Below are 17,301 nucleotides of genomic sequence, written 5' to 3'. Positions count from 1 at the left end.
GTCTCCCCATTTCCCGTCCCTGTGCGTTGCCCGATCCGTTACCATCCTTGCTCCAAAATGATAATCGTGGCGTTATCCTGATGCACGAGCTGTTTTTCTTCAATTAAATCAATGATGGCCTGGGCTGCATCAAATGGCGGAATATCTTGCGCCAGAATGGTCTCCAGTTCCATCTCCGTGAGGGAGTTGTATACCCCGTCACTGCATAACACAATCTTGTCCGCCGGCTGCAGTGCAAACGGCTCGTCCGCGATTTCCATTTGTTTAAAATGGTCGTACCCCAAATAGTTGACCAGCCTTTTGCGCTGCGGATTGTCAAGTGCCTCCTGCTCCGAGATCTCTCCAGACATATACTGTTCTTCAAGTTGACTTTCCAGTGTATGCTTATGATTGATGGCAAGCAGCTCTCCTTTGCGAAACACGGCCAAGATGCTGTCTCCTACCGCACCCCAATACAAATCCCTGCCCTTGATCATGGCAGACACCAATGTTGTCCCTCCGGGAACGCCCAGCAAATTCCGAAGGATGGCCTGATTTGCCGCATGGGAAGAAGTATCCCAGAACTCTTCCGGATCAGGAAACCGCTCCAACTCTTCAAACTCCCGGATAAATGTTTCCACGGCAGTCGTACTCGCCACTTTTCCACCGGACAATCCACTGATTCCATCTGCGAGTACAGCAAGTACACCATGCGGCTGCACGGCACAGGCAAAATAATCGTCCTGTTCATTGCGAGCACCAATGGTCTGTCCATTGCCAATTTGAACTCCAACCGGTCTATCGTCACGCTGCCTTACCGGAATCCGGCTTCGTGCGAATAACAGCAACCAAATCAACAAACAGCCACCCGCAAGTACCCAGTAGGGCGTTAGCTCCTTGTCGTTCCACAAAATCATGAAGGTGTTCACTGTTGCTCCCATTCAAAGTGCACACCGCACAATGGAATGAAAATGAATTTGCTGCGTCCCAATTGAATAACATCGTAGGCAGCCAGTTCCACCGGAGAATAGACTGCTTCATTATTGTGATATGCGAGGCCAGAAGCATCGCCGGGCAGCAAATAGAAATTCCGCTTTTTGGGATCGTACACAATCACCGCGTGATTACGCCGAGAAATCGTGTTATCCCCGAGGATGCGAACATGCATCTCTTCCGAACGTCCAATAAAGTTCTTTTCAGCCATTATTCGATAATCCTGGCCCATCTGCGGACCCTCGATGCACACCATCCATCCCGTTACCGGTTCAATTCCTGTCGTTTCGCCCAGGTATGGCATCGTTCTGTCATCCTCTGCCGTACGAGGTGCGCGTGGGACTGCACCCGCTGCCTCACCATTACTGGTAGCTGGCGATTCAACGGCCAGATTGCAATATGGACAAGTATTGCCGTGCCGTCTCGTGCTGAACATATGTCCGTTTCCACATCTAGTCAGACTCATTTCGTTTCATTCCCCCGTAAGCTTGTATGATGTACGCCAACGTTATTTCACCAAAATGCGGGTATTGGCAATATAAATTAAGTCTCCTGCCTCAATCAGGCTGGGTTCTTCGATTTCCAATTTGGATGCTCTGCTTTGATTTCCTTTACGTACACCTACCCCACTGGCCGAGTCGATATCCTCGATAAACCATTGACCCGAGGCTTTGTTTAATACGGCATGCTGCGAGCTAATGAGAGACGCATAGGGTGTATCGGACAGATCAATGTCAGCCTCGCTGTTCTTCGAACTTTTCCCGATCAAAACACTCGTTTCGCCCTGAATATACCATTCCTTCACACTTGTACCGTCGTCGTCCAGAAGGACGAGCTTCACGACACGCGAAGACAATTTCTTCTTTTCCGCCTTGGTGGCTGGCATGTATTTAAAATACAGGTATGCTCCTCCAGAGAGGACCACGATAATTCCAGTTACCCATTGGGCACTCATATCCCGGTTGATGATAAATATGTAATACAGCACGGCTAACGAAATCATGGCGACGCAAGCGTCAAGCCCCATCGTCAATACCGACCTTCCTCGTTTCACTTCCATAACCTCCGCCTGAACCGGCATGATCCATAACGAGCTACCGGTCTACTTTTTTCGAACTCCGAAATATCGGTCAAACATGGCGGACATATCCATTCCTTTATTGGGACCGGCTTTGCCACCGTTTGGACTTTCCTTGCCTTTGGGGTGATAGCCAAAAAATTGTTCGAACTGTTCCTGCATCCGCGATGGATCCGACCACACCTTCTCGGCATTTGCACTCCCGGACTTCGTATTGCCTTTACTAGATCTGGCTGTATCGGATGCTGAACCCTTTGCTTGACATGTATTACGTCCAGTGCGAAGCTGCTGATCATATGCTGCTCTAAGCTCGGAATTTCCGAGTGTACTGTATGCCTCATGTACTTGCTTGAAACGCGCTTCTGCCTGTGCATCTCCCCCATTGACATCCGGGTGAAATTTTTTCGCCAATTGACGATAAGCCTTCTTGATCTGCTCCGGAGAAGCTTCACGTTCTACACCAAGCACGGCATAATAATCTTTCATGGTATTCTTTCCTGCCTCCCTGCCGTATTCGGGCGTAAATAAAGATTAAGGGGCACCAGGGCCCCTTAACATGACAGCGTTGTTCCGGACCAGAACGAACTGGCCCAAGACAACAGTTGTTCCCTTTATACAGGGAAGCCGCCCTCAATTTTAGTGAATTCAGTTTTGTCTTTTTTCTGTTTGATGAACAGGCTGAATTCACCTACGCCTTCGGTATCACCGAAGCGCTCTGTGTAATCCACAACAAATGCGTTAGGCAAGTAAATTTTGCGTACCACTTGATCTGCTGCAACCACTTCCAGGGTTACTTTGCGGTAGCAATCCGCTTTTTCAGCAGGCACGAGGGACCACAAAGCAAGTTTCATCGTGTCATCTGCATTGTCACCGTCGGTTGCAGTGATAATTTTGCCGCTGATGCGAAGTGTTGCGCCTACATCTGTGGATCTAGCGTTGGAATCATCTGGTGTATCCGTGTCATACACAACTGTACGGATATTATCCATTCCCAATTCGATTGTTTCTGCGCCTTCTACTTTCAATACAAAACCCATTAATAAAAACCTCCTTAAGATTAGGAAAAAATGTGCCCGGTATGCTCCCCATCTCGGGAGAGGTACCGGAATATATGTATAAAGGCAAGACGATGAAGTCTGCCTCTAACACCAAAATAAATGTCTATAATGCGTTGTTTGATGAATCATATTTAATAATCAGACTTGTTCCAATGGTTTTCTTACACTTTCATCGCACTGGTGCCTTTGGTAATCATGACCTCCAGGTTCTTCACGTTGCCGTTAAATACCAGGTCAATATGGCACATGTTGCTCTTTTCATCGATGATAAAGCTCATATCGTCGCCTTCCTGAATGATCGAATTGATCGACCCTCGAGTTCCCAGCCACCGGCTCTTCTGACTGCTCGGATTGTTGCTGAAGAATTTGACGATATTTTCATGCTTGAAATCACCGGTTTGGAAACGGAGCAAGCGCTCAATGTAAGTACTCACAAGTGTTTTGTACAAGGAATCAAAACCATCTTCGGACATCGCCATACTTCTAGCTTTATAGACCGTAATCCGTTTGATGTCGCTATCCTGGATTTGGGCATTTTCCGATGAGAAAATAAATCCAAAGTTTTTTCGGTTAATCAAATCCTTGATGGTATTTGTAAATCCGGAAATTTCTTTGGTCATCGTTGTTACAACACGCAAGCTGTTGTCCCCTGCCTCAATGTCAAAACGCACACCTGGATAATCACGGTTGACGTTCTTGAAAGCCCCTTTCAGGTATTCCGGACACTGATACGCAGCAACAATCCCTGCAGATACATAGGACGCTCCAACATACACGCCTTCAATCCACAGTTTCAGAATGTCTTCCTTCTCCTTGGAAAGTTCCACACCATTCTCCGTCTGAAGCATGCGGCTGTCGATAACGACACCCGATTTCTCCTTGGGAATAATCGTGAAGTTTGGAGCACTCGGAATGGCAAATTCGCTATATTCCTTACGGGTCAACACTGAACATTTATCGATATACTTATCAATACCTGCGGTAGCCATGCTGCTGAAGGTGGTTTCTTCCCCGGATTCAAAGCTGAAGAACACCTGCACCTTGTAATCCTTAACAACTTGCAGGAGCATTGCCAGAGATTCCATGCTGTTTCCGTCTTGTTTAACCACTTTCTCGTTACCACGGAAACGGGCACGGCTAACTTTGACTTGGCCTGTATTTTCCAGTTCTACGGAAGGAACGATACCGAACCAAATCGTATCGGTAAAATCATTCTTTGCGTTGACAGTGTTGAGATATGTCTCAAGCCGCGGAATATTACTGCTCTTGACGAGCATATCCAGTTTGGCATTGGAGATCAGCATGGAAGGAAGCATACCTTTGTTCTTAATCGCATATTGGTCAAAGAACATTTTGACACCCAATATTTTCTCGACCAACGGTTTTACCGTTTTAACAAAATCATCCTTGGCGTTTTTGTAAAACTCCAGGTATGTATTGTAATTCTGCACGTCAACAGCAGTATCCACTTCAGACTGTACCGCAGGAAGCGGGCAGAATGTGCGGACCACCAGATCCTGTACATACGGCGAAGGTGTCTCGGAAAGTGAATCGTAATCTTCGGCAAATACTTGCGTCAAATCAGTGCTTGTTGCTTCATCAAGAAGCATCAGCTCGTTGTTATCACTCTTCGGAGCTTCGATAATTTTCAATTCTCCGCTCTCACCAATCGTAAGTTGTCCTACCTGAATCGCTTCGGAAGAAGTTTCTTCTTGTGCACGGCCCAGCAACAAACGGGTCTTAATATCTTCAATGGCGAGTGGAAGCATGGCCATGACATTGTTATAGTTCCGGCTTGCATCTTCAAACATGACATTCAGCTTATCCCCGATATCCAGCTTCTTCGGATCGCCGTCATCCAGCTTCTCATGCTGGCCATACATGTAATGGATTTCCTTCCGGACCTGACGAATGTCATCCATTACTTTTTTCGGTGAGATCATATCAAGCAGATTTTCAAACTTGAAATCAACGTTCGTAATACCTTGACTACGTTTGGTATCAATCAGGGTGAACAGCATTCTCAGAAAGTCGTTACTATGGTCGATCTTGATCTCCGAGATCGCTTCGTCCGGGATACCTTCCGGCTTTTTAAGCGTATACATGACTTTCTGGTTTACCGCATTGAAAAAGGAGTACACGCTAGGTGAGAACTTGTCCAGGAACTCATCGAAGCTACGTACAAGCAGATGTTCGTTAATCTCCTTGATCTTATCGTCACTCAGACTGTCGATGCCCTTCACATCACCAACAATGGTGATCAAGTCCAACTTCTCGGGATTGATTTCTTCAAAAAGCATCGTTCGGTTCGTTTGATTAATAATGTCCATTCAGGCAACATCCGCCAAGATGATGATCCATTCGGGCGAATGCTTCCCCCCCCTCCATCAATTTTTGACACTCCGCACGTCTCTATCAGTCTTCGGTCATGATCCAGGAGAATCACTATTCCCAGCAAACACAAGACCAATAGAACGAGCTGTCAACATACGACTGGAACTTATGTACCAGATTATGCCGTTTGCTTTGGAGATTTATGGAATTCATCTTAATCATCAGCGATATGTTTTGTCAATATTACCCACTATAGGTCTAAAAGCTCATTTTACAACCTTCGATATACCTATAGAACTAATTTTTGGAATTCGCTTCACTTCCTTACGGATCATGCCGATGATATAGAATATCCTATAATTTGGATGAAGTTGAATGATTTAAGACTAGTGGGGTTTTCCCCCTAATCAAGAGTAAAAAGACTGAAAGTATGCGCTGTTGCATTATTCTCAATCAATGAAAACTACGCATAACGGCGTTATATCGTGATTAAGCAAAAGTTTTTGAAAAAAATTTAATATTCCCCAAAAAGTGTACCGAAGTTTTCAAACCAGAAAGGAGATTCGAAGCCTCACATGATATTAATTAAATGCAAAAAAATACTGCTTTCCCTATTGGTGATTAGCATTTTAATTCCAGCAGGGAACATTGGCAGCATCTACGCGGAATCATCTGTCAAGACCCACGCGTATGACGGGCTCGATGCCATGTTTGTCCTGGATGTTAGCTACTCAATGAATGAGACCGACAAAGATCGCATCGCCGAAGAAGTTATACATATGTTTATGGATATGAGTAGTGGACCTAAGACCCGACTGGGATTCGTAGCTTATAATGATCAAATCTCTTCATCCGTACCTCTAATGGACATATCATCCTCTGGGGCACGAAATAACCTTCGTAGTCGTGTTGATGGCTTAAAACGCTCAGGCTATACAGATCTTGGACTTGGCTTGCGCCGAGGTGCGAGCTTGCTTGAACAGTCTCAGACGGACAAACGAAAGCCATTTATGATTTTGCTCTCTGATGGGGAAACGGATTTGCGTGGCTCGTCGAGCAGAACACCAGCTGATTCATCCAAAGATGTAGACAAGGTGATTGAGATGGCTCAAAAAGCTAATTATCCAATCTATACCGTCGGACTAAACCGCGATGGTACGGTTAACCCCGCTGAACTGGAGCGAATTGCTCAGGAAACTGGTGGATCTTCCTTTATCACGGGAAGTGCAGACGACTTGCCTGAAATTTTCAACCGCATTTTTGCAGATCAGATTCAATCTGTTCTTGTATCTGTGGCAGCAGTAACAGCAACAGGGGCAATGCAGGAGGTAACTGTGGACATCCCCAATTCAAGCATGGCGGATGCCAACATTATCATGCTCTCTGATCATGCTGTCTCTGAAGCTCAGCTGTATTATCAGTCCAGCAATGTCAGCTTCATCCGATCTGATAAATATGCTCTAATGAAGATCATTCGTCCGGTCAAAGGACAATTCAAGCTGAAATTCAAGGGGCGCAGCGGAGATTTGGTGAAGATCAACCTACTTGGAAACTACAACGTGTCTGCGGTTGCACATATGGCAACGGAACAGCCAGTAAAGGGGAAAAGCATCACATTTGAAGCCTCTCTCTACGATCAGGCAGTGGACCCTAAACCCATTCAGGATTTGAATGTTTACAAGGGACTTGAAGCAGAACTCATTGTCACCCCGTCTGATGGAAAAACAGAGCGCATCCCTTTGACTAATACAGGCAGCGGATTTACGGGAAAATACACTTTTCCAAAATCGGATCTATACACATGGGGTCTTCGGATTGATGGTCCTGACTTTTATCGGGAGATCACTCCGGTTGAAGTAGATATTACGAATCAGGCCCCCGTAGCAACCGGGGAGTCCATGGTGTTATCCAAAGACGATAGCAATACAGAAGTTGACCTAAGCAACTATTTTAAGGATGCCAATAATGACCCATTAACGTATGCCCTCGCAGAAGGTGGGAGTGAGCGCAAACTCGGAGACGCTGTCATTGAAGGTAATATACTGCGTTGGTCTTCGCTCCACACCGGTAGTTCATTTATCAAGGTGACCGCAACGGATTCCGAAGGCGCGAGTGTAACCGCAGACATCCAGTTGAAAATTCATTCTTTACGTGAAAAGATACTTCTATATACGGGACTCGGTCTCCTCACAGCCGGGGGAATCTTCGCCCTGTATTGGTTTGTACTGAAACCAAAACCTGTATTTCGCGGAAGGCTGGAAGGATACTTCTTGGCCACTGCAAACGGAGAAGATATTCCCGTGACGAATTGGCCACTGACTTCATTGGAGCGACGGAAAGTAAGTCTCAGTGAACTATTTGATCGTATGGACATTGGGGTTAAGGTACCGGAGTCGGGACGAATTTGGCTGGAGGCTGGTAAAAAGGAAACGTTATTGGTACGGCATGACACGAACTGCACAGTCGTCCGGGGACGAACACCAGTGAAGCCCAGACATACAGAAGCTCTGGAGTATAATGAAAAGTTGTATATTACATTTGAGGATGGAGTCACAGAGATTGAAATTCGATACAAAGCCATCAAACCAAGTACTAATATCTATGTAGGACAAAAGAAAGATTCACAGCAGACCATGGGATAATCATCGCAGTGTTGATGAGAACGATCATCTGCAATGACACCATTGTAAAAACAGATGCACAAGAGAATTAATTGACTTATAGAAAATGATTCCTGTTCAGAACAGGAATCATTTTTTTATCCCTTTGGTATCTCTAGTGCTTATGTGTTGTGAAGATAGCAACGTTCTCTTAAAAGTCTATCTAATACTCCCCTGCCAGCTCCACTTCTGTCCAATGAAGCTGAACACCCTGCCGAATCAGCTGTGCCTGATAGGCATGAAGATGCTTCGCCGAAGCCCTCACCTCTGAGGGCTCTACTTGCTGTGCAATCGCATAAGCAGCAAGGGTGCCCGCAGCCTCGCCAATATTCCATTCGGTGGGATGCAGACGGTAACAACCGTTCGCAATCTGGGTCATGGAGATATTCTTGCAAGCTGGGAGCAAGTTCTTGACTCGCACCGGGATGAGTGCACCCAGCGGAATCTCATAGGGATGATTCGGTATATAAAAAGTCCGCTGACTCACGGTTGTTGGATGGAGATCCAGATGATAACTGCCGACACCCACACTATCCTCGTAACGTTTGGCTCCCTCTGCTCCGCACAATTCCTTGCTCACATCCTGCTCGGTAATGGTATATACGCCTCGGATTCGCCGTGATTCCCGAATATACGGCGCTTTTGCGAGACCGTCTTCCGTACCGAGCACATCTCCACGCAGCCTTACTCCCGGATAACCCTTTCCGCCGTCCAGTCGGGGAGCTGCTGTCTGAAGCCAGTATACTAAGGAAAGAGTTAGTTGCCTCGCCGCTTCCAGATGCCGCTCGCGTTCCTCCGGCGATACGCCAATGATCGGCCCGGCGTAATAATCGTTCAGTGCCCAGTTGAGCAGCGTGACTTCACCATCATTCAGTGACTCTGTCCATATAGCCGGGTCAACGATCCGCCGATAATCCCACAGGGGGGTTATGCCCTGATCATTCGGGAACATCGTGAACTCTTTCAGCTTGGAGGTATCATTGGCATCCGAAGCGTACCAGCTCAGGATCGGATACAGTGAGAACGAGGGAACATACTGACGCCAGTAATCATAATCCCTCGGACGAGGGATCGTGAAGTCTCCTCCCGGCACATAATCCACTGCCGCCACATGGGTAATCGACTGCATGTCTAGCGGGTTCGCTTCATCCAGGGCATGTGGCTCACCCGTATCCCGCCGAGATTCCGCTCCACTTACATACTCTACTCCCGCAAGGGGAAGCAGATCACCGCATTCTGTAGCATCCAGATAATAGGCACCCTGGAGCTTAATTAATCTCCCAATTCGCTCTTCACGCACAGTCACGCCAGTCACCCGGTCTCCTGCTGTATCTACCTGAACTGGCACAGTATGATAGAGCACCTCGATTCGACCGATGTTCACGTAAGGCGCAAGCATCTCATGCAAAACGGCAAGCGCAACTTTCGGCTCATGCGCCAAGCGACTCACCCAGCCATTACCGGGGTTAAGAACAGGATCGCTCTTGGCGACATCCGTAAGCGGGTAGTTCCGTCTGTAGTAATCTCTGACTCGGCTGCGGAACTCACGATACGATGCTGTACTGCCAGATTGCTCAATCCAGCGATGCTCATCCGGTGGCACCGCCTGTGAGGTCAATTGACCGCCAAGCCAGTCCGTCTCTTCCGTCAAAAGCACCCGTTGCCCTGCCTTGGCTGCAGCCAGCGCAGCTGCAGTCCCGCCAAGACCACCGCCAATAATGACGATATCACTGCGTTTCTCCTGCTCAATCTCCATGCTTTGTCTCCTCCCTGTCACTGTCTTCAGACCAGCCAACGCCGTCCTCACGCAGGCGTTCCAGTGCCAGCTGCGCCGCTCCGATACAGCCTGCCCAGTTACCGAGTTCAGCTACTGCAACCCGGTCTGTTAACCCGACACTGGATAACTTAGCGGTAAGCATCGGCCACCATATAGCCTGATCATGGGTCACACCGCCACCAAGAATAATCAATTCCGGATCTATCGAGGCAGATATATTCGCAATAACAGAGGCTAAATCAGATATGTAACGCTCTAGAATGTACAACGCTATTGCTTCTCCCTGTCTTGCAGCGGTCATAATCTCTCGGCCGTGAGTATACTTGTTGCCCTTCTGTTCCCGCGCCAGCCGCATCAGTGCACTACCGGAAATGTATTGCTCCACGCAGCCGCGTTTGCCACAATTGCAAGGCCGACCGTCAGGCACCAGCACACTGTGCCCCCAGTCCCCACCGCGCCAGTCTACTCCCCGTAACATCCTGCCAAATGCCATATTGGCCCCACCGACCCCAGTTCCGAGTGTCAGCATAACCAGGTTCTGCTTACCGCGGCCGGTGCCAAGCCACGCCTCGCCGAGCAGTGCAGCATTGGCGTCGTTATCAGCAGTTGAAGGCAGGCCAAATTCCGCTGTTGCCCACTGTGTCAGTGGCATTCCCTGCCAGCCAGGTAAATTATTCGTTGCGTGGATCACATCACCCGTTTCCACATTCACCCTTCCTGCCGAGGCAATCCCCAGTGCCTTCACTTCTTCACAGCTAGACAACAGTTCACTTACTAACCCGCGCAGCTGGCCAAGTATAGCCTTCCGGCCCAACTGGGCCTCGGTTGCACATGTAGCTTCCACCAGAACGACTCCTGCTTCATTGACCACAAGCCCTTTAATGCCTGTGCCTCCTACATCCACGCCAATGACCTGCGGCATTCGCTTTCCCCCTATTCACACAAACCCTTCAATAAATACGGTCGATAACCGCCCTGGCCGTTAATTCCTTCATCTTCTTAGTCTCTTCGCCATGCTCGCGCTCTAGCCCCTGGCAGAGCAAGTCGATAATAAACAGCTGAGAGATTTTAGCTCCTACAGAACCGCCTTCAAGGGGAGACTCCTTCCCCGCGGTCAAGAGCAAGATATCCGCAATAGAAGCAATGGGGGATTTGGCATAGTTCGTCATGGCAATCACCTTAGCCCCGTTTTGTTTAGCCTTCATCAGCATATCGTTGGTATCCAGCGTACTGCCGGACACACTGATGCCAAAAGCCACGTCACCTTCTCCCATCGTTACCGCCATCATGGACTGAATATGACTGTCGGAATTCGCTTCCGCACGTCGGCCGATACGCAGAAAACGGTTCTTGGCATCCATAGCGGTAATGCCTGACGAGCCCACGCCGAAGAATTGCACATGTCGTGCACTGTCCAGACACTTTACTGCCTGCTCCAACTGGCTACGATCCAGCATACCCAAGCTGGATTGCAGCACACCCACCATCGAGGCATATAAATGGTCGGCGTAATCGTCCTCTCCCTGCTCGCCGTCTGGCTGGTTCTGCCGTTTCGGCAGCCCCTGGGCCAGCATCAGCTTGAAATCCTGATAGCCTTTAAACCCGATTTTACGGCAGAATCTCATCACCGTGGTCTCTCCGGTACCAGCAAAATCAGCAAGCTCAGTCACAGAAAAATAGATTATATTATCCGGATTGTCCCGTACGCACCTGGCCACCTTCTGCTCCGACTTGGTCATGGAAGGATAATACGTATTAATTCGGTCATTCATCTCCATTACTCTTCATCCTCGCTTTTTTCTGGTCACTGCTGCGAACTGTCGGGTAATTAGCTGTGGCCGAGTTATTGCGGAGCCCACCACAACCGCGTATGCCCCCAGATCAAGCGCTTCTTCTACCTGAAAAGGTTTACTAATCCGCCCTTCGGCAATGACCGGAATCTTCAACCGCTGTGCGGACATTCCCAGCAGCTCCAAATTAGGCCCTTCCTGCTGCCGGGAATACGGTGTATAACCCGATAGTGTAGTCGAAACACAGCTGACTCCAAGTGACTCAGCATATAAAGCTTCCTCCAGAATGGAGATGTCTGCCATGGAAACTACTCCATTTGCGTTCAGATAGGCGGTGATTTGCTCCAATGTATGATTTTCCGGCCTGCTCTGGCGGGTCGCATCAAATGCAATGATATCCGCTCCGGCCTCTAGCAGCTCGTCAATTTCTCTGAGAGTTGGGGTGATATATACAGCAGAATCCGGGTAATTGCGCTTCACGATGCCAATAACCGGCAATGAGACGGTCTGCTTGATCGCACGTACATCTGCTGCCCCATTCGCCCGAATACCCGCGGCCCCTCCTTCCTCCGCAGCAGCTGCCATACGAGCCATCATCGCCGCGCCATGCAGCGGTTCGTCAGCCAGCGCCTGGCAGGAAACAATTAGCCCCAAATGCAGTTTCTCCAGCACTACCTTTGTCAGGGTTTCCACCCTCTCTCTTATATTCTGCTTTCCTTACCTGGGTTGGATGGTACGAATCGTACAGACAGGCCCACTTCGAACATCCGGTTCCATGGCATATAACAATCGGTAATCTGGATACTCCCTGCTGTAGTATCGATCCGCACAGTAAGCTCTTGTCGCAACCTTTCCTCTACTCGGGCAGCAACAAGGCCACGAGACCCATCCAGCAAGTACTTGCCATATCCCATCTCCTGTACCGGGCCATTGCTAAGTTCTCCCCGAACGACTGAACAATAGCAGACATCCTCAGCATAGCGGAGAGCGAGGAAATCAAGATGCGATTGTGTACGACCATAGAGCAGATAGATCATGGCCTGCGAAATGACGGTTCCTAGCGAGTTGGAGCTGGTATTCCAGGCGGCATATCCAGCCAGATCAAATAACATGTCTTTTTGCCGCAGCATCTTGACCAGCTTCTGATCCCCACCATTGGCATATCCCACATCCGCTACAGCCACCGGCTTGTTCTTGCTCCTGAGCAGAAAGTGTCCATATTCCACCAGTTCCATCAGGTTTCGGTATACATCATAGCTGTAAAAAGAATGCTGCTGCGACACCGCTTCCGCCATCGTCTCTCCAGGTGTGCTAATCAACAGCACCAGATCTGCTTCAGTCTCACTGGATGCAATTAACCCACCTGCAGCCAAAATCTGATATTTGAGCGTCTCATAGAAAAATCGATCCTCGAATAGCGGAGTAACAAACGCCCCCTGAACAGATGATAATCGCGGGTACACCAGCGGCATCCGGCCGCGAGCCTTGTTCATCATTCTGGAGAGCAGTACGCAACCAACTTCGTCCGCACCAGGATACATGTAGACTTTAAGTTCCAGATCAAGGGCGGTAATCCGGGCTCGCACTTTCTCCTGATCCTTGGCTGTATGTCCATAAGGCGCCGAATCATCCTGCGGCACAATCATGAAGTCGATAATTCCTTCCTGGACCAGAGCCAGCACTTGCTTGTTAGCTTCAATATTTATGGCCCTGCGTCCCAGGTAATCTTCCAGCACTTCCATTGGTAGACGGTTATCGATATCGGCCAGCTCGCGGATTTCCTCATCCGTCGCAATCCCCAGCTCAATCCGATGGCTGATGAAACCTTTGCGAAAAATCTCTCTTCCCCAGTCGGCGTAATAATCCGGCTCCTCATCGGACAGGGAATATTGCGGGCAGCGCATAATCAGTTGGAACGCATACAGGGTTAGCTGCGGGTACTGCTGTTTGATCCCCCGAATGCGTTCCAGACGGGCCGTTAGTTCATCCGGCTTCAACTGATGCAGACGGGAAGGAATAATCCCGCCATAGAGCAACGTATCTAAGGCAACGATTGCTCCATCTGCCCCTGCACAGCTCTCCTCAAACCATGTCCATAACTGTTCCACATCGCCCGGACGCTTTTTCAGGCCCATGATTTCAAGTGGCGGACGCTCAACTTTGAATTCCGTTCCCTGTGCCAACAAATAAGGAAACTCATAATTGCAAGGCCGTTCATCTAACGGAACAAAGGTTAGCTTATATTGCTTCGGCATGAATGCGTTCACCCTTTCTGTGTTTTTTTATCCTTTAATCGCTCCGGCGATGCCTTCCATATAGTATTTTTGGGTGAAAAGGAAAACAATGATAATCGGCAGCACCGAAATCATGGTGCCGGCGGCAATCCAGCCGAAGTTATACGAGAATTGACCGTTCAGATACGTCAGGGCCGCTGCCAGTGGATATTTCTGCGGATCATCCAGCACGACAATCGGCCACAGGAAATTGTTCCAGAATGCCATAACTTCAAGCAAGCCAATGACGGCAATACCTGGTTTAACCAATGGCATGACAAGCTGCACGAAGATACGGAACTCGGAAGCTCCATCCATTTTGCCAGAATCCCGAATATCCGTCGGTATGCCCAGAAACGTTTGCCGCATCAGAAAGATGTTAAAAACCGACACCGCGGCCGGAAGCACAACACCAAGAAACGTATTGCCCAAGTGAAAGGCCTGAATCGTTAAATAATGCACAATCATCGCCGTTGCCGAAGGAATAATCATGGTCGAGATCAGCAGCGTGAACACCAGATTACGTCCCCTGAACCGAAAGGTCGCGAGTGGATACGCCGTTAGGCAGGACAAGAAGATGTTAAACACTACCCCAAGGAGCGTAATCACCACCGTATTTATGATGTAGCGTGGAAAATCCATGAACTCCCACACCTGCACGTAGTTATCGAAAGCGATGAAGGTTGGTAGAATTGCTGGTGGATTCGCAAACACATTACGACCAGGCATCAGCGATACGCTGAGCAGCCACAGAAAAGGACCCATCATAAACAGGGCGAGCAGAATCAACAGTACATAAATGATCAAATGACGAAGGGCTTTTTTCATTTTCTTAGACGAAAGCGTATGCCGAATCAATAGGTATTCACCCCGCCTCTCCGGTTCAGCCGGAACACCAACACACTGAGCGCTGCTACCATCACACTGACGATCAGCCCAAGCGCCGAGGCATACCCGAAATTGAATTGCTCCAGCCCTTTTTGAAAAATATAAACGCTTGAGGTCAGCGTGGACGTTCCCGGCCCGCCCTTGGTGAGAATATAGACCTCATCGAATACACGAACGGCACCCATCACCGAAATTACGGTGCAAAAGAGAATATGCGGCCGCAGCAACGGAAGCGTCACATGAATAATCAGTCTCAGTGGTCCTGCTCCATCCACTCTGGCGGCTTCGTATAGATCTGCCGGAATTCCCTGAAGCCCAGCCAGATAGAGCATCATATAATAGCCGAGACCCTTCCACATGGTGATGAACATCAGCACATACAGCGCCGTACTGCTCGTGGAAAGCCAGGAGACCTGCTCACTAAGAATGCCAACCTTCAGCAGCAGGTAATTGACCACGCCGTTATTGCCCAACAGCCAGCTCCAGATCAGTGCCACCGCGACCATGGAAGTTACAACCGGTATGTAGTAGGCAGCCCTGAACATTTTGACACCTGGAATTCGGCTGTTAACCAGAATGGCCATGAGGATAGAGATGATTTGAATCACCGGCACAACCAACACATACACCAACGAATTCCACAGCGAAATCAGGAAATTGTGATCTTGAAAGGCCCGGGTAAAGTTATCCAAACCAACGAAATGTGTCTCTGTAATGACAGAATAATCGGTTAATGAGAGGGGTACCCCGTAAATAATCGGCCAAAAGGTGAAAACTGCCAGAAACAACAATCCCGGTGCCATAAACGCCCATGCAGCAAAAGATTCGGATCGAATCGCCTTGTACACGGCTACGCCTCCCTCTCTTCTAGGATTGAGGGGGAGTACTCCCCCTCATCAGACTGTACCGCATAAGTTCAGGATTCCTGGTTAAGAATTTGGTTAACTTCCTTCTCCACTGCGTTCAACGTTTCTTTAATATCTGCTCCGTTCATCAAAATTTCCTGCAAGCCCCGTGCCAATGCGGAGTTGATATCTCCTGCATTCGGTACGCCGACCATGTAATCAGTGGCTTTATCGAGACTTTGAGAGGAGGCTACCTTGGCTTCGGCTTCCAGCGATCCGTCGGATTGCGTAAAGAACGGATCTTCAATGGAGGCTTTGCTCGACGGCAGCGTGTTGGCTACCTTGGAGAAGGCAGTCTGGTTCTCTGCATTGGTAATAAAGGCGGCAAATTCCACCGCTTGCTCCGGGTTTTTGGATTTCTGTGGTACAACGAGATCCATGGAATTGGAGAGCCGCAGGTTCGCTTTGCCCGTTGGAAGCGTTACCGCAATCGTATTTTTGTAAACATCCGGTGCAGATTTCTTAATGAAGTTGATAAAGGTTGGACCCGACAATTGGAAAGCGACCTGCTCCTCGGAAAAATACTGGATCTGCTTGCTGAATTCCGCATCCTCCTTCAGCACCACGCCTTCGGCCATCAGATCACGCATTTGAGCGATCATCGCCTCTGCCTCCGGCGTATTGAAAGCGGCGGCCGTTTTGTCCTCATTTAGAATCGGAATGCCGTCGATTGGAAATAACTTGGAAATAAGCTGCTGCGCATAACCGGCCACTCCGGTCTTTTCATGGACCTGACGGGCCCACTCCACAAGTTCCTCTCGGGTCTGCGGCGGATTTGCCGGATCAAGGCCTGCCTCCTTCACCAGCTTGGTATTCATGAACAGCACTTCGGTACCTGTGTACCAAGGAAGCGCGTAAGCTTTGCCATCCAAAACAGTAGAATTATAAATGCCTTCAAAGTAACTCTTCGCTTCCTCATCTGTCAGGTATTCATTCAGATTCAGCAGCGCTCCCTTACTTCCCAATTGACTGGCGAATTCGGTATTGAGGTTCACAACATCAGGGCTTTTGCCACTGGCCGTACTGGTCAATAAACGCTGTGAAATGGCATCATATGGATAGTCCTTCCACTCGACTTTCACGCCAGGATGACTGCTCTCATACTTGGCAATCAATTCATTGAAATAATCGTTGAACGTTGGCTGTAAAGCAATCGTCCAAAACTCCAGCGTCACCGGCTTTCCCGCTTCCGCACCCGTCTCCCCAGTGCTTCCCGGACTCGGCGTACCAGCCGTATTGTCATTTCTTCCGCAGGCGGCAAGCAGCATAGACATCATAACGACTAGCAGCAAAGATACTGTGAAGCCCTTTCTGTTAGTGGTCACACAACATTCCCCCTCAGTTTGGTATAAGACGGGAGCCGGCGCTTACGTCAGATTTCCTGGCTAATTACTCCATCTTTCCAATGGAGTATATGCAGACCCTGGAGTTAGAATGAAGTATTCTTCCAGAAATAAATTAAAAAAAGAAATAATTTTTCTTTTAGGTTAAAAAAACACAAAAAAAAGCCAGTTCGGTCCGTGTAAGGACCAAACTGGCTTTTTTGTGTTACGAATATATGTATAA

Annotated in this window: 15 protein-coding genes; 1 reads left to right on the top strand and 14 read right to left on the bottom strand. The window is 48.6% G+C overall.

Features of this window, described 5'->3' with window-relative positions; translation table 11 throughout:
* Positions 1–38 precede the first annotated feature (38 nt).
* The 6 genes from MHB84_RS21255 to MHB84_RS21230 form a co-directional block, all read right to left on the bottom strand.
* A complete protein-coding gene (locus tag MHB84_RS21255) occupies positions 39–920 on the bottom strand; it encodes a PP2C family protein-serine/threonine phosphatase (protein WP_244552178.1) in 882 nt (293 codons plus the stop codon).
* The gene (locus MHB84_RS21250) at positions 905–1,438 is read right to left on the bottom strand and encodes an FHA domain-containing protein (protein ID WP_072734549.1); all 534 of its coding nucleotides are present in this window, start codon (positions 1,436–1,438) and stop codon (positions 905–907) included. Before MHB84_RS21250 ends, MHB84_RS21255 begins: the two co-directional genes overlap by 16 nt.
* A 42-nt stretch (positions 1,439–1,480) precedes the next feature.
* Positions 1,481–2,032: an FHA domain-containing protein gene (locus tag MHB84_RS21245; RefSeq protein WP_072734550.1), complete on the bottom strand. Its 552-nt coding sequence runs from the start codon at positions 2,030–2,032 to the stop codon at positions 1,481–1,483.
* A gap of 42 nt (positions 2,033–2,074) precedes the next feature.
* Entirely contained in the window at positions 2,075–2,536 is a 462-nt protein-coding gene (locus MHB84_RS21240; protein ID WP_076288026.1) for a J domain-containing protein, read from the bottom strand.
* Between the two features lie 125 nt (positions 2,537–2,661).
* A complete protein-coding gene (locus MHB84_RS21235; protein WP_053781361.1) occupies positions 2,662–3,087 on the bottom strand; it encodes a hypothetical protein in 426 nt (141 codons plus the stop codon).
* 182 nt (positions 3,088–3,269) lie between these two features.
* Positions 3,270–5,438 carry a transcriptional regulator gene (locus tag MHB84_RS21230; RefSeq protein WP_076288025.1) on the bottom strand — a complete coding sequence of 723 codons (2,169 nt, stop codon included), beginning with the start codon at positions 5,436–5,438 and terminating at the stop codon, positions 3,270–3,272.
* 621 nt (positions 5,439–6,059) lie between these two features.
* On the opposite strand from MHB84_RS21230, the gene MHB84_RS21225 reads away from it, so the two are divergent.
* Positions 6,060–8,084: a vWA domain-containing protein gene (locus tag MHB84_RS21225; protein WP_341143061.1), complete on the top strand. Its 2,025-nt coding sequence runs from the start codon at positions 6,060–6,062 to the stop codon at positions 8,082–8,084.
* A gap of 181 nt (positions 8,085–8,265) precedes the next feature.
* Here the strand turns inward: MHB84_RS21225 and MHB84_RS21220 are convergent, their stop codons facing one another.
* The 8 genes from MHB84_RS21220 to MHB84_RS21185 all read right to left on the bottom strand — a co-directional run bounded on the left by MHB84_RS21220 (position 8,266) and on the right by MHB84_RS21185 (position 17,060).
* On the bottom strand, positions 8,266–9,858 hold the full coding sequence (locus tag MHB84_RS21220) for an FAD-dependent oxidoreductase (protein WP_076288023.1): 1,593 nt from the start codon (positions 9,856–9,858) through the stop codon (positions 8,266–8,268).
* Positions 9,848–10,801: an ROK family protein gene (locus MHB84_RS21215; protein WP_076288022.1), complete on the bottom strand. Its 954-nt coding sequence runs from the start codon at positions 10,799–10,801 to the stop codon at positions 9,848–9,850. Before MHB84_RS21215 ends, MHB84_RS21220 begins: the two co-directional genes overlap by 11 nt.
* 28 nt (positions 10,802–10,829) lie before the next feature.
* A complete protein-coding gene (locus MHB84_RS21210; RefSeq protein ID WP_076288021.1) occupies positions 10,830–11,657 on the bottom strand; it encodes a MurR/RpiR family transcriptional regulator in 828 nt (275 codons plus the stop codon).
* Positions 11,658–11,663: 6 nt separating this feature from the next.
* Positions 11,664–12,353 (bottom strand): N-acetylmannosamine-6-phosphate 2-epimerase, encoded by a 690-nt coding sequence (locus MHB84_RS21205; protein ID WP_217504846.1) that lies wholly within the window; start codon positions 12,351–12,353, stop codon positions 11,664–11,666.
* 17 nt (positions 12,354–12,370) lie between these two features.
* Positions 12,371–13,924 (bottom strand): DUF4127 family protein, encoded by a 1,554-nt coding sequence (locus tag MHB84_RS21200; RefSeq protein ID WP_076288020.1) that lies wholly within the window; start codon positions 13,922–13,924, stop codon positions 12,371–12,373.
* Positions 13,925–13,951: 27 nt separating this feature from the next.
* Positions 13,952–14,770 carry a carbohydrate ABC transporter permease gene (locus MHB84_RS21195; RefSeq protein ID WP_076288293.1) on the bottom strand — a complete coding sequence of 273 codons (819 nt, stop codon included), beginning with the start codon at positions 14,768–14,770 and terminating at the stop codon, positions 13,952–13,954.
* A 26-nt stretch (positions 14,771–14,796) separates the two neighbouring features.
* Entirely contained in the window at positions 14,797–15,678 is an 882-nt protein-coding gene (locus MHB84_RS21190; protein ID WP_076288019.1) for a carbohydrate ABC transporter permease, read from the bottom strand.
* Between the two features lie 68 nt (positions 15,679–15,746).
* Positions 15,747–17,060: an ABC transporter substrate-binding protein gene (locus tag MHB84_RS21185; protein ID WP_256716750.1), complete on the bottom strand. Its 1,314-nt coding sequence runs from the start codon at positions 17,058–17,060 to the stop codon at positions 15,747–15,749.
* Positions 17,061–17,301: the final 241 nt, after the last annotated feature.

This window comes from Paenibacillus sp. FSL F4-0087 (genome assembly GCF_038020215.1).
GTDB lineage: Bacteria > Bacillota > Bacilli > Paenibacillales > Paenibacillaceae > Paenibacillus > Paenibacillus taichungensis.
The sequence above is the reverse complement of the archived record's forward strand: the minus strand, read 5'-3'. Positions and strand labels throughout refer to the sequence as shown.